This window comes from Actinomycetospora cinnamomea (assembly GCF_003096675.1).
Taxonomy (GTDB): Bacteria; Actinomycetota; Actinomycetes; order Mycobacteriales; family Pseudonocardiaceae; genus Actinomycetospora; species Actinomycetospora cinnamomea.
In genome coordinates, this window is record NZ_QEKW01000001.1 from 891,114 (window position 1) to 903,956 (window position 12,843).

The window sequence follows — 12,843 nt, forward strand, 5'->3', positions numbered from 1 at the left end:
GCGTGACGTCCCCGGCGTTGGCACTCGGGTGGCGCGAGTGCCATCTACACTGCGCGCGGACACCACCACCCCCGCACGGGGGCGGACGACACCGGGAGTGCACGTGCCGACCTATCCCTACGCCTGCACCGCCTGCGACCACCGCTTCGAGCAGGTCCAGGCGTTCTCCGACCCGTCGCTGACCGAGTGCCCGGTGTGCGGCGGGCGGCTGCGCAAGGTGTTCTCGTCGGTGGGGATCGTGTTCAAGGGCAGCGGCTTCTACCGCAACGACGCCCGGGCCGGCAACGGCTCCTCCTCGGAGAAGGCGCCGGCGGAGTCGTCCGCGGGCTCCTCCGACACGAAGGCCTCGCCGGATGCGGGCGCCACGAGCGGCTCCGGGTCGACGAGCGACTCCGGCGCCTCGTCCGCGACGTCCTCGACCGCGAGCTCGACGAGCTCGTCCGGCTCGTCGGCGAAGTCGGCCTGAGGCGCGACCCGGCGGAGCGAGGGAAGGTCCGGGACGCCGACCCCGAGCCGGTGTCCCGGACCGTGCTCGACGCCCACCCGCTCCCCAGCGGCCGGCGTCGAGGTTCCTCGCACCCGGTAAGACGGCTGGAGGGCCCGGTGGTTGCGGTTCCGGGCAAGCATCACCCCGTCGAGTGACACGGGCGGAGGTTTCCGCGTCCGTGACGGCGGTCAGAGCGGGCGCCGGCGGGCGGTGCCGACGCTGCCCGACGTGTCGCGGGGCCCGCCCTCCTGCGCCGCGAGCAGGGGCGAACGCGACAGCAGGAACACACCGACGGTCAGCAGCACGGCGCCGACCAGCCCGCCGAGCAGCGCGGCGCCCCCGTTGACCTCCTCGCCGAGCAGCCCGATGCCCCACGTCGACGCGAGGATCGGGTTGCCCAGGATCAGCCCGGGCTGTGACGCGAGCAGGCGCCCGGCGCGCAGCGCGTGCTGCAGGACGAGGAAGGCCGCCGGCGCGACGGGGATCAGCAGGTAGCTCTGCCAGGTCGTGAGCACCTCGCCGAGCCCGCCGAGCGCCAGCGCCTCGGACATCGCCTTGACGATCACCGCCACGAACCCCGACCCGATGCCGGCCGCGACGCCGTACCACGCGGCACGGGCGACGGGACGCGAGCGCTCCGCGATCGCGCTGGTGAGGCCGAGCAGGCCGAGGGTGACGATCGTGCCGGGGATCCACACGCCGGCGCCCGCGCCGAGGGCGTCGCCGCCCGTGGGCTGGAGGCTCACGAGCAGGACGACGAGTCCGACGGACATGATCCCGACGGAGATCCACTCGCGCCGCCGCAGCGCTCCGCCGAGCACGAACCAGCCCAGGAGCAGCGTGAACGGCAGCTCCATGACCAGCACCGGCTGGACGAGGGCGATCGACCCGAGACTCAGCGCCAGCACCTGCAGGGTCACGGCCACCGCGAAGATCGAGGTGCCGACGAGCCACGCCGGGCGCTGGACCATGTCGCGCAACGTGCCGGCGCTGACCCCGCGTGCCCGGGCGCTGTCCTGGGCGGCCTTCCGCTGGAGCACCAGGGCCGTCGCGTTGGCGATGGTCGCCAGCAGCACGAGCACCACGGCCATGCCTGCGCCCGCCCTCTCCCGATTCCCCTGTCTCCCGGCCCTCGGAGCCGCAAACTACCGGGCGCTCCGGTGCGGACGGCCCGGCGGGCCGGTGGCGCGGCAGCGTCCACAGCCGTGGGCGTTGCTCCGGATGCCCGTCCCCATCGTCCGGATGCGTCCACAGGGTCGGGAGGCGAACCGTGCGTCGAGCCCCGCGGCGGCCCTAGCGTCGCTGCCGTGGGTGGACGGGACGAGCCGGGCGGCGGGCCCGGACGGGGCCGACGGCACTGGCGTCTGCCGCCACCGGGGTGGCGGCGGGTGGTCGCGCTGCGCCGCGCCGCGGCCGGGCTGCTGGCGCTGGTGGCCGTCGGGCTGCTCGCCGCGCCCGGCGTCGTGCCGGCCGGGACGCCGGTGCTGGTCGCGGCGCGGGACCTCGCGCCCGGGGTCGCGCTGGGGCCCGCGGACGTGGTGGTACGCGCGCTGCCCGGAGACGTCGTGCCCGCCGGGGCGCTCGCGGATCCGGCGGCGGTCGCCGGGCGCCAGGTCGTCGGCGGGGTACGGACCGGGGAGGCCCTCACGGACGTGCGCCTGCTCGGCCCGGCCGCAGCGGTCGCGGCCGCCGGCGTCCCCGACGCGGCGGGGGTGCCGGTGCGCCTCGCCGACGCGGGCGTCGCCGCGCTCCTCGCGCCGGGGACACGGGTCGACCTCGTGGGCGCGGCCGACGCACGCGCCGGCGGCCCGGCCGAGGACCCGCGGCCCGTCGTGCTGGCGTCGGGCGCGGTGGTCCTCGCCGTGCTGCCCGCGCCGGACCGCACGGCCGGGGCCGCCCCGGTGGTGGTCGTCGCCCTGCCCGCGGAGCTCGCCGCGCGGGTGGCGACCGCGTCGCTGCGGGAGGAGGTGACCGTGACCCTGCGCTGAGGGAACGGTCAGGGACGGTCGTGGTGCGGCGGACGCTCGGCCTCGTAACGGCGGCGGGCGTCGTCGCCGCCCCCGGCGTCCTCCCCCGGCTCACGCTCGTCGGCCGACGAGACCGGCTCGTCACCGAAGATCGCCGCACGTCGGGCCGCGCGGCGCCGGGCCTTGTCGTCGAACCCCCCCGACGCGGAGCTCAGCTCTCCTCCATCCCGGACAGCTCGGCGATGACGTGGGAGATCAGCGGGGTCAGCGTCGCCATCCCGTCGCGTACGGCCGCACGTGAGGACGCGAGGTTGACCACGAGCGTGCTGCCCGAGACGCCGACCAGGCCGCGGGAGAGACCGGCGTCGACGGCGCCCGCAGCCAGACCCGAGGCGCGGATGGCCTCGGCGATGCCGGGGATGGGGCGGTCGAGAACGCCGGCGGTGGCGTCGGCGGTCACGGCCCGGGGCGAGACACCGGTGCCGCCGACGGTGACGACGAGGTCCACGCCGCCGATCACCGCGGTGTTGAGGGCGTTGCGGATGGCCACCGCCTCACCCGGCACCACGATCGTCCCGTCCACCACCAGCCCGGCCTCCCCGAGGAGCTCGGTGACCAGCGGCCCGATCGTGTCCGAGGACTCGCCCCGGCTGACCCGGTCGTCCACCACGACGACCAGGGCGCGTCCCAGCAACTCCTCCGCGCCGCCGACCAGCGGCTCGTTCTCCATGCCGCCCAACGTAGTGGGGACCGTTCCGCCGGGCCGAAGCGGAGAGCCTTGCGGGGAGCCACGGCGGACCCCGGCCGGCTCGACCCGAGAAGCTCCGCGCCGCGCTCCGCGATACCGTTCGCCGGCCCGGCGAGGCGGCCGGGCCGTCACGGAACGTCGATGGATAGCGTGCCCACGTGCGCGTTCTCCTCACCGGCGGGGCCGGGTTCATCGGCTCGCACGTCGCCGACCTCCTCGCCGAGCAGGGCCACACCCCGGTGCTGCTCGACGCCCTGCTGCCCCAGGCCCACGCGGCCGGCAAGGCACCGTCGTGGCTCGACCGCTACGAGGTGGTGCACGGCGACGTCCGCGACGCTGACCTGCTCGACCGGCTGCTGCCGCAGGTCGACACCGTGTGCCACCAGGCGGCGATGGTCGGCCACGGCGTCGACCCCGACGACGCCCCGGCGTACGCCGAGAACAACGACCTCGCCACCGCGGTGCTGCTGGCCGCGATGTACCGCTCGGGACACCGCGAGCTCGTCATGGCCAGCTCCATGGTGGTCTACGGCGAGGGCCGCTACTCCTGCACCGAGCACGGCGTCGTCCCCCCGCCGGCGCGCTCGCAGGCCGACGTCGACGCCGGGCGCTACGACCTGCCGTGCCCGCAGTGCGGGCGCGACCTCGCCGGCGAGCTCATCCCGGAGGACGCGCCGCTCGAGCCCCGCAGCACCTACGCCGCAACGAAGCTCGCCCAGGAGCACCTCGCCGTGGCGTGGGCGCGCGCGACCGGCGGGCGGGTGTGGGCGATGCGCTACCACAACGTCTACGGCCCGCGGATGCCCCAGAACACCCCGTACGCGGGCGTCGCGTCGATCTTCCGGTCGTCGCTCGAGCGCGGTGAGGCCCCCCGGGTCATGGAGGACGGGCGCCAGCGCCGGGACTTCGTGCACGTCTCGGACGTGGCCGCGGCCAACGTCGCCGCGCTGGAGACGCCGGCCGAGGCGGGGCGCTGCGTCCCGCTCAACGTGTGCTCCGGCGAGGTGCGCACCATCGGCGAGCTCGCCACCACGCTGGCCGACGCCATGGACGGGCCGGCCCCGCAGGTCGTCGGCGGTGCCCGCCCCGGCGACGTCCGCCACATGACCGCCGACCCGGCCCGCGCGGCCGAGCTCCTCGGGTTCCGCGCCCGCACCGGGTTCGCCGAGGGCATCGCCGCCTTCGCCACGGACCCGCTGCGCGACGCGGTGGGCTGACGGTGGGCTGACCCCGCCGCCGCGAACGCGGAGTATCGGCGCATAGAAGCAGCGAACCGCACGTTCGTTGCTTCAGAAGACCCCTACCAGACCGTCAGCAGCAGGTGGTTGACCGCGAGGGCGAGGGCCGCCTGCGCGAGGAGCCACCAGCGCACCGCGGGGCGGGGCAGCAGCGCGGCGAGGGGCACGATCCACACCGCGAAGGGCAGCCAGATGCGCTCCACCTCGGACTTCGACAGCCCCGAGAGGTCGGCCACGAGGACCGCGCCCAGACCCGCCGCGGCGAGGGCGAGCAGGGCGGCGGGCACCGCGCGGGGACGCCAGGCCGCGCGGCGCAGACCGGCGATCACCGCGGGCCCGAGCACCAGGACCAGCGCCGCGAGGTTGCCCCACACCCAGTACTCGTAGGGGCGCAGCAGGCCGTACTCGCCCGGCTCGTAGTAGCGGACCGTCACCTGCTCGTAGCCCTCGTACCACCAGAAGCCGGCGGCCGCGAAGGCCGCGACCACCAGCGCGGCGCCCACGCCCCCGACGAGCAGCGGCGCCACGCGGCGCGCCACCAGCGCCACGGCGATCGGCAGCAGCCCGGCGAGCACCAGGCCGTAGGAGAAGAACAGCGCGAGCCCCAGCACGACGCCGGCGAGCAGGCTGAGGGCGTGCCCGCCGGCGCCCCGGCGCACCGCGCCCGCCGCGAGCAGCGCCACCCCCCAGGCGAGGATCGCCGCGAACATTCCGTCCGCCGACACCCCGACCCACACCGCGCCCGGCATCAGCACGCCGAAGGGCAGGTAGGCGCGGGCGAGGTCGCGGTCGCCGAGGGCGGCGAGGGTCAGGGCGACGGCCACGACCGCCGAGGCACCGATCGCCGTGGTGACCACGCCGGCGTACTCACCACCGCCGAGGCCCAGGCGGTCGAGCAGGACGTAGAACAGTGTCGCCGCGGGCGGGTGCCCGGCGGAGTGGGTGACGAGGCTCTCGGGCGTCTGACCGGCGATGCGGTCGGCGAACGTCTGCAGGAAGACCGCGATGTCGGGGGCGCGGGGGATCTCGGCCAGGTACTCGGTCGGGGTGGCCAGCCGCTCGGCGACCCCGACGTACCACCCGTCGATCGTGGCAAGGGCGAACGTCCACGCCAGTGACGCGACGTAGGCGACCCCGAGCAGCGGGCCCCACGGCATCGTGCGGGCGAGCGCGGGACCCCCGAGCGCGACGAGCAACGCCACCACGACCGCCGGCACGGTGCCCGGACCGACGTGCGGGAGCCACTGCGCGAGCAACGGCGGCCACCCGACGAGCACCGGCACGCCGGCGTCGATCAGCGCCCATCCGATCACGGACGATGCCGTGACCAGCAGCGCGGCCACCGCGACGGCGATGAGGTCGCCCCGCAGGCGCAGGGGCCGGCGCACCGGCGAGGGGGGCTCGTCGGCGGAGCCGGGACGTCCGCGCAGCACGCTGGTCATCACCGCGGACCGTACGGAGGTGCCGTGACCCCTCGGTGAGGAGGGCCGCTCGGCGCACCCCTGTCGCCCGTCCGGGGCACGTGAGGTGAGCGTGAAGATTCTGTTGTGGGCTACCGACCCCGCGCGGCGGGTTCACGACCGACCTCATAGCGTGACCGCGATGGAAGGTCATGTGGACGTGGTGCTCCCCTGCCTCGACGAGGCGGAGGCGTTGCCGGGCGTCCTCGCCGCCCTCCCGGAGGGCTTCCACGCGGTCGTCTGCGACAACGGTTCGACCGACGGGACCCCCGAGATCGCCGAGCGCCTGGGCGCGCGGGTGGTGCACGAGACCCGCAAGGGCTACGGCGCCGCGGTCCACACCGGGCTGGAGGCGACGGGCACCGAGGTCGTCGCGGTGATCGACGCCGACGGCTCGCTGGACCCCGCCGAGCTGCCCGCGATGGTGCGGCTGCTCCTCGACACGGACGCCGACCTCGTGGTCGGGCGCCGGGTGCCGCAGGCGCGCGGGGTGTGGCCCTGGCACGCGCGGATGAGCAACCTCGTGCTCTCAAGGCTGATGCGCACCCGCGGGGTCGGCGTCCGCGACATCGCCCCGATCCGGGTGGCCCATCGTCGGGCGCTGCTCGACCTCGGGATCACCGACCGGGCCTTCGGCTACCCGCTCGAGCTGCTGATCCGGGCCGGCGCCGCCGGCTGGCGGATCCGTGAGGTCGACGTCGCCTACCGCCCGCGCGCCGGGGGCCGGTCGAAGGTCTCGGGATCGGTCAGGGGCACCGCGCGCGCGGTGCGGGACATGTCGGCCGCGATCGCCCGCACCCGCCCCGCCGCGACCGTGGACGGGCGGGGCACGCGCCGATGAGCGACGGACGCGAACCGCTCGGTGCCCCCCGCGCGAACGCGCCCATCATGCGGACCAGTGCGCCCGTCACGAGGGTCGTCCTCGTGCTCGCGAAGGCCCCCGTCGCGGGCCGCGTGAAGACCCGGCTGATGCCCGTCGCGACGCCGGAGGGCGCGGCCGGCATCGCCGCGGCCGCCCTGCTGGACACGCTCGACGCAGCCGGCACGGTGCCCGGCGCCCGGACGGTCGTGGCCCTCGAGGGCGACCCCGCGGCCGGCGAGCGCGGCACCGAGCTCGCCGATGCACTGGCCGGGACGGTCGTCGTCCCCCAGCGTGGCCGCACGCTCGGCGAGCGCATCACCGCCGCCCACGACGACGTCGCGGCCGCGTTCCCCGGCGCCGCGACCGTGCAGGTCGGGATGGACACCCCCCAGCTCGACCCCGCCCTGCTCGACGACGCGCTGCGGCTCGTCGCGGGCGACGCGGACGCCGCGCTCGGCCTCGCGCTCGACGGCGGCTGGTGGGCGCTCGCGCTCGCCGACCCGAGCCGCGCCGGCGTGATCGCCGAGGTCCCCACCTCGCGCGACGACACGGGCCGCCGCACGCTCGCCGCCCTGCGCGCCGGCCACGACGGGCTCGACCCCGGCCGGGTGCTCGAGCTCCCGCCCCTCTCCGACGTCGACACGCCCGACGACGCCGTCGCGGTCGCCGACCTCGTCCCCACCGGCCGCTTCGCCCGCGCCGTCGCGGACCTGCTCCCCGTTCCCGGAGGCCTCCCCCGATGACCCCCCTGTCGCCTCCCGCCGCCGACACGCCCCGGGTCCTGCGCGCGTGCCCGGAAGCGTTCGACGCGGGCGCGGTGTTCGACGCGGCGCTGGCGGGGCGGCGTCAGCGCCTGGTGCGCGGCGACGGCGTCGTCCTGCCCCTGGCCGTGCAGCGCTGGCACGACGACGCGGACGACGAGGACGAGTGGCTGCTCGGGCGCTGCACCGGCCCCACGCTCGACCTGGGCTGCGGGCCCGGCCGGCTGGTCGTGGCGCTGGCCGACCGCGGCGTCCCCGCGCTCGGCGTCGACGTGTCGATCCAGGCCGTGCAGCGCTGCCTCGAGCGCGGCGCCGCGGTGCTGCACCGCGACGCCTTCGAGCGCCTGCCCGGCGAGGGCCGCTGGCAGCACGTCGTGCTGGCCGACGGCAACATCGGCATCGGCGGCGACCCCGTGTCGCTGCTGCGCCGCTGCCGGGCCCTGCTCGCCTGCGGCGGCACCGTCCTGCTCGAGCTCGAGCCGGGCGCCGGCCTGTGGTGCGGCACCGCGTACCTGGAGAGCACGGGCGTCGACGACCCGGTGGACGAGCTGACGGTGTTCGGGGCGCTCGCCGACGGCTCCCTCGACGCCGGTCCGTGGTTCCCGTGGGCCGTGCTCGGCCCGCACGCGGTGGAGGACGTGGCCGCCGAGGCCGGACTGACCGTCGGCGCCCGGGCCGAGGGCGGGCGCTGCTTCGTCGAGCTCAGCCCCGCCTGAGCCTCACCGCCCGCCGATCACCCGGCTGCCCAACGTCACGGTGACCTGGCGCGTGCCGCCGCCGGGGGCCTGCAGCGTCAGGGTCACGGTCTGCCCCGGCGCCCGGGACTGGATCGCCGCGACGAACGCGTTGGCGTCCTCGATCGGACGGTCGTCCACCCGGACGACGACGTCGCCCGCCACCACGCCCGCGGCCTGCGCCGGCGAGCCGGGCTGGACGTCGGCCATCGCGGCGCCGCGCGGGGCCGCGTCGGCCACCCCCACCCCGATGACCGCCTGGGTGGCGCGCCCGGTGTCGACGAGCTCGGTCGCGAGCCGGCGCGCCTGGTTGATCGGTATCGCGAAGCCGAGGCCGATGGAGCCGGCCTCCCCGCCGGAGCTGCCGGTGACGCTGGCGATCGCGGTGTTCACGCCGATCACCTGGCCCTGACCGTCGACCAGCGGTCCACCGGAGTTGCCGGGGTTGATCGCGGCGTCGGTCTGGATCGCGTCGAGGACGCTGCTCTGGCCGGCGCCGGACCCGCCGGCCTCGACGGGGCGCCGCAGGGCGCTGACGATGCCGGTGGTCACCGTGCCGGAGAGCCCGAGCGGGGAGCCGACGGCGATGACGGTCTGGCCCTGCACGAGCTGGTCGGAGTTGCCCAGGTTCGCCGGTCGCAGGTCGTTGACCCCGCTCGCGCGCACCACCGCGATGTCGGCGGCAGGGGCGGTGCCCACGATCTGGACGGGCGCCACGCGTCCGTCGGAGAACACGGCCTCCAGCCCACCGCCCTGGCCGGCCTGCAGGACGTGGTTGTTGGTCATGATGAGCCCGTCGGCCGAGAGCACGATCCCCGAGCCCTCGCCCGCCGCGCCGCGGATCTGCACCGCGCTGGGCAGCACCGCCGCCGCGACCTGCTCGATGGAGCCCGGCGGCGCCGCCGACGGCACACCCTCGGGCACCGGCTCCTCGAGCGCCGTGCCCTGCGAGGAGCTCGACGACCCGCCGAGGTTGCCGACCGCGACCGCCGAGAGCGCGCCGCCGATGAGTCCCGCGACGAGCGCCAGCGCGACGAGCCCGAGCGTCCCGAGGCGCTTGCCGCCCGACGCCGGCGGCGGCTGCTGTCCACCCCCGCCCCAGCCGCCGCCCCAACCGCCACCCGGGTCCCGGGGGTAGCCGCCGGGCGGCGTCGCGGGGCCCGCCGCGGCGCCACCCCAGCCGTAGCCACCGCCGCTCTCGCCGCCCGCGCCGTGGCCGCCCCCACCGGGGCCGCTGGGCGGGCCGTAGCCGCCGGGCACGGTCTCGCGTGCGGTCGGCGGACCCGCAGCCCGGGGCGCGGTCGAGGGGTACGTGCCGCGGCCCGTCCCGGACGCCGAGGCGCCGAGACCGAACGCCTGGGTCGGGCCCTGCGCCGGCCCCTGCGGCCCGGTGGGTACCTGCGCGGGCGCGCTGTAGGGCGTGGCGCTGGTCGAGGAGCTGGTCGACGTGTCGTACTCCCGGCCCGTTCCTTCGGCCCAGCGCACACCCCCGGGCCCGGGGGACCGGGCGGTCGTCTCCGTCCCCCCGGACGGTCCAGCGCCGTGGGGCGTCGTGCGCGACGACCGGTCCGCGGCGGGCACCGACGTCGCTCCGTGCGGCGCGTCGGACCCCGAGGCGGGGCCGTCCGGGTCGGCGGACGCGGCGTCGTTCTCGCTCATGTCCCCCAGCCTCCCGCATCGCCTCCGCGGCCGCGTCGACAGGCGCCCGGTCCCGGCGGCCGGGCGGAAGGGGGAAGCTTGAGGGGTGGAGCGTTCCCTGCCCGGCCCGACGACCGGTGCCCCGGCCGCCGCGGAGCCGGACGACGGGCACGCCGCCGCGCCGCCGCCCGACGACAAGGACGGCCGCCCGGTCCCGGGTCCGCCCGACGACGAGCCGCCACCCGGCCTGGTCCGCCACGTCCTGCAGGGCATCCCGTTGCGCCGCCGCGTCGGCATCCTGGTCTCGGTGGGCGGCGGCCTGCTCGTCGCGCTCATCGCGGTCGCGGTGTACCTGACCGCGCAGCGGGCGCTCTACGACCAGCTCGACGAGAGCCTCGTCCAGCGCGCGACCGTCGCCGCGTCCGGCGACCTCGCCGACCCCGCACTGCTGCTGCGGGTGTCGCAGGACGCGCTGGCGGCCGGCGAGGTGCGGGTGGCCATCGTCACGGCGGGCGGCGAGGCCGTCACGATCGCCGGGAACAGCCCGCCGCTCGGGGCCCCGGAGGTCGCCGCGGCCCGCCGCGACCCGGCCACGTCGGTGCGCACGGGCGTGGTCGACGGCCAGCTGCACCGCGTCGTGGCGGTCTACGCCGGCGAGGGCCGGGCGCTCGTGCTCGCCCAGGAGCTCGACCCGACACGCCGGACGCTCTCCAAGCTGGCCGTGGTGTTGCTCGTCACCGGGGCCTCGGGCGTGCTGCTCGCCGCGCTGACCGGCGTCGCGATCGCCCGGGCGGGCCTGCGCCCGGTCGAGCGGCTGATCTCGGCGACCGCGCGCGTCGCACGCACCGGCGACCTGCGCCCGATCCCGGTCACCGGCGGGGACGAGATCGCGCGGCTGACCAGCAGCTTCAACGCGATGCTCGCCGCGCTCGCGTCGTCGATCGAACGCCAGCGCCGCCTCGTCGCCGACGCGGGGCACGAGCTGCGCACGCCGCTGACGTCGCTGCGCACCAACCTCGAGCTGCTCATGGCCTCGGAGCAGGCATCGTCGCACCCGGACGCCCCGCGGCTGTCCGACGAGGACCGCGCGGAGCTGCAGGCCGACCTGCGGGCCCAGGTCGACGAGCTCGCCACCCTCGTCGGCGACGTCGTCGAGCTCGCTCGCGACGACCCGCCCGAGGTGGCCGCCGAGCCCCTCGACCTCGCCGACGTCGTCGAGCGCGCCCTGGACCGCGCCCGGCGCCGGGCGGCCGCGGAGAACGTCACCTTCGACGTCGACCTCGCCTCCTGCGAGGTGACCGGCGACGCGAACGCCCTCGAGCGCGCGGCGCTCAACCTGCTCGACAACGCCGCGAAGTGGAGCCCGCCGGGCGGGCGGGTGCGCGTGACGCTGCGTCACGGCGTCGCCCCCGAGCGGCCGGGCACCGCGGTGCTCGAGGTGGCCGACGCCGGACCGGGGATCGCCGACGAGGAGCTCGACCTCGTCTTCGAGCGCTTCTACCGCTCGCTGGACGCGCGGACGATGAGCGGCTCGGGTCTCGGGCTCTCGATCGTCGCCCAGGTCGCCGGGCGCCACCACGGCGGTGTCTCGGCGGGCCGCGCCCCCGAGGGCGGCGCCCTGCTCCGGTTCTGGATCCCCCGACGCTGACGGACCGTCGTCAGCTCTGTACGCGGTGCTGTGACGCGCCTTACGGTCGGGGTGAGGGGGGACACGACGACGTTGGACACAGCACTTCCGACTGGGAGGCCCTTCGGTGAGCAGACTGCGCTTCGGCACGTTCCTGGCCCCGTTCCACCGCGCCGGTGAGAACCCCACGCTCGCCCTGCAGCGCGACCTCGAGCTCGTGGAGCACCTCGACGCGCTCGGCTACGACGAGGCGTGGATCGGCGAGCACCACTCGGCGGGCAGCGAGATCATCGCCTCGCCGGAGATCTTCATCGCGGCGGCGGCGGAGCGGACGAAGCGGATCAAGCTCGGCACGGGCGTGACCTCGGCCAGCTACCACAACCCGCTGTGGGTGGCCGACCGCATGGTGATGCTCGACCACCTGACCCGCGGGCGCTCGATGCTCGGCGTCGGGCCCGGCTCCCTGCCCAGCGACTCGTCCATGATCGGCCTGAACCCCACCGACACCCGCGAGCTGCTCGACGTCAACCTCGACATCATCATGCGGCTGCTCGCCGGCGAGGTCGTCACCGAGCAGACGCGGACGCACAACCTCATCGAGGCCCAGCTGCAGCTGCGGCCGTACACCGAGCCGTGCTTCGACATCGCGGTCGCGGCCGTCGCGTCGCCGACCGGGCCGCGCATGGCGGGCCGGCACGGGGTGGGCCTGCTCTCGATCGGGGCGACGCTGACCCAGGACGGCTTCGACGCCCTGGCCCACCACTGGAACGTCGTCGAGGAGCGCGCGCAGCACTACGGGCAGCCCACCCCGGACCGGGAGAAGTGGCGCCTGGTCGGGCTCATGCACATCGCCGAGACCAAGGAGCAGGCCTACCGCGACGTCGAGTACGGCATCGAGTCGTGGTTCCGCTACTTCCAGAAGACCGCGGCGTTCCCGCAGATGGCGGTCGAGGGCGGCGACCGCAAGGAGATGATCGACTTCATCAACGAGGCCGGCATCGGGGCGATCGGCACGCCGGAGGACGCCCGTGCCCAGGTCCAGCGGCTCGCCGACCAGTCCGGTGGGTTCGGCGCCATGCTGCTGCTCGGGCACGAGTGGGCCAACCCGCAGGCGACGAAGCGGTCGTGGGAGCTCATCGCCCAGGAGGTCATGCCCCACTTCCAGGGCGCGACCTGGGGCGGGCGGACGCACGCGGAGTCCACCCAGGCGGCCAAGGAGCGCGCGGGTCTGCGGCGCGACGAGTTCGCCGCCACCCAGCTCGAGGCCGTCGACCACATGACGAAGAAGTACGCCGAGGAGGTCGCGGGCTCCTGACCCTCC

The 12,843-nt window shown here is 76.3% G+C and carries 12 protein-coding genes; 8 read left to right on the plus strand and 4 right to left on the minus strand.

What is annotated here, in order from left to right; translation table 11 throughout:
- Positions 1-103 precede the first annotated feature (103 nt).
- Positions 104-466 (plus strand): FmdB family zinc ribbon protein, encoded by a 363-nt coding sequence (locus C8D89_RS04195; RefSeq protein ID WP_116706945.1) that lies wholly within the window; start codon positions 104-106, stop codon positions 464-466.
- A 209-nt stretch (positions 467-675) separates the two neighbouring features.
- On the opposite strand, the gene C8D89_RS04200 is transcribed toward C8D89_RS04195, so the two are convergent.
- Positions 676-1,578 (minus strand): DMT family transporter, encoded by a 903-nt coding sequence (locus C8D89_RS04200; protein WP_116706716.1) that lies wholly within the window; start codon positions 1,576-1,578, stop codon positions 676-678.
- Between the two features lie 216 nt (positions 1,579-1,794).
- On the opposite strand from C8D89_RS04200, the gene C8D89_RS04205 reads away from it, so the two are divergent.
- Positions 1,795-2,475, plus strand: a complete 681-nt coding sequence (locus tag C8D89_RS04205; RefSeq protein WP_243417824.1) for an SAF domain-containing protein — start codon at positions 1,795-1,797, stop codon at positions 2,473-2,475.
- Positions 2,476-2,665: 190 nt separating this feature from the next.
- Here C8D89_RS04205 and C8D89_RS04210 read toward each other — a convergent pair whose 3' ends face one another.
- The gene (locus C8D89_RS04210) at positions 2,666-3,184 is read right to left on the minus strand and encodes a MogA/MoaB family molybdenum cofactor biosynthesis protein (protein WP_116706717.1); all 519 of its coding nucleotides are present in this window, start codon (positions 3,182-3,184) and stop codon (positions 2,666-2,668) included.
- Between the two features lie 176 nt (positions 3,185-3,360).
- On the opposite strand from C8D89_RS04210, the gene C8D89_RS04215 reads away from it, so the two are divergent.
- Positions 3,361-4,419, plus strand: coding sequence for an NAD-dependent epimerase/dehydratase family protein (locus C8D89_RS04215; protein WP_116706718.1), 1,059 nt, complete (start codon positions 3,361-3,363; stop codon positions 4,417-4,419).
- 83 nt (positions 4,420-4,502) lie between these two features.
- On the opposite strand, the gene C8D89_RS04220 is transcribed toward C8D89_RS04215, so the two are convergent.
- Positions 4,503-5,882: a hypothetical protein gene (locus C8D89_RS04220; RefSeq protein WP_243417825.1), complete on the minus strand. Its 1,380-nt coding sequence runs from the start codon at positions 5,880-5,882 to the stop codon at positions 4,503-4,505.
- Between the two features lie 160 nt (positions 5,883-6,042).
- Here C8D89_RS04220 and C8D89_RS04225 point away from each other — a divergent pair, with 160 nt between their 5' ends.
- From C8D89_RS04225 to C8D89_RS04235, 3 genes are read left to right on the plus strand one after another with little or no spacing between them, the layout of a single operon-like run.
- Positions 6,043-6,741 carry a glycosyltransferase family 2 protein gene (locus tag C8D89_RS04225; RefSeq protein WP_116706948.1) on the plus strand — a complete coding sequence of 233 codons (699 nt, stop codon included), beginning with the start codon at positions 6,043-6,045 and terminating at the stop codon, positions 6,739-6,741.
- A gap of 47 nt (positions 6,742-6,788) precedes the next feature.
- On the plus strand, positions 6,789-7,505 hold the full coding sequence (locus tag C8D89_RS04230) for a TIGR04282 family arsenosugar biosynthesis glycosyltransferase (protein ID WP_116706949.1): 717 nt from the start codon (positions 6,789-6,791) through the stop codon (positions 7,503-7,505).
- Positions 7,502-8,239, plus strand: coding sequence for a class I SAM-dependent methyltransferase (locus C8D89_RS04235; RefSeq protein ID WP_116706719.1), 738 nt, complete (start codon positions 7,502-7,504; stop codon positions 8,237-8,239). The genes C8D89_RS04230 and C8D89_RS04235 overlap by 4 nt, the downstream gene beginning before the upstream one ends.
- 3 nt (positions 8,240-8,242) lie before the next feature.
- Here C8D89_RS04235 and C8D89_RS04240 read toward each other — a convergent pair whose 3' ends face one another.
- Positions 8,243-9,916, minus strand: a complete 1,674-nt coding sequence (locus C8D89_RS04240; RefSeq protein ID WP_116706720.1) for a S1C family serine protease — start codon at positions 9,914-9,916, stop codon at positions 8,243-8,245.
- A gap of 85 nt (positions 9,917-10,001) precedes the next feature.
- On the opposite strand from C8D89_RS04240, the gene C8D89_RS04245 reads away from it, so the two are divergent.
- Positions 10,002-11,543 (plus strand): HAMP domain-containing sensor histidine kinase, encoded by a 1,542-nt coding sequence (locus tag C8D89_RS04245; RefSeq protein WP_243417826.1) that lies wholly within the window; start codon positions 10,002-10,004, stop codon positions 11,541-11,543.
- Positions 11,544-11,649: 106 nt separating this feature from the next.
- Positions 11,650-12,837 (plus strand): LLM class flavin-dependent oxidoreductase, encoded by a 1,188-nt coding sequence (locus tag C8D89_RS04250; protein WP_116706721.1) that lies wholly within the window; start codon positions 11,650-11,652, stop codon positions 12,835-12,837.
- Positions 12,838-12,843 lie beyond the last annotated feature (6 nt).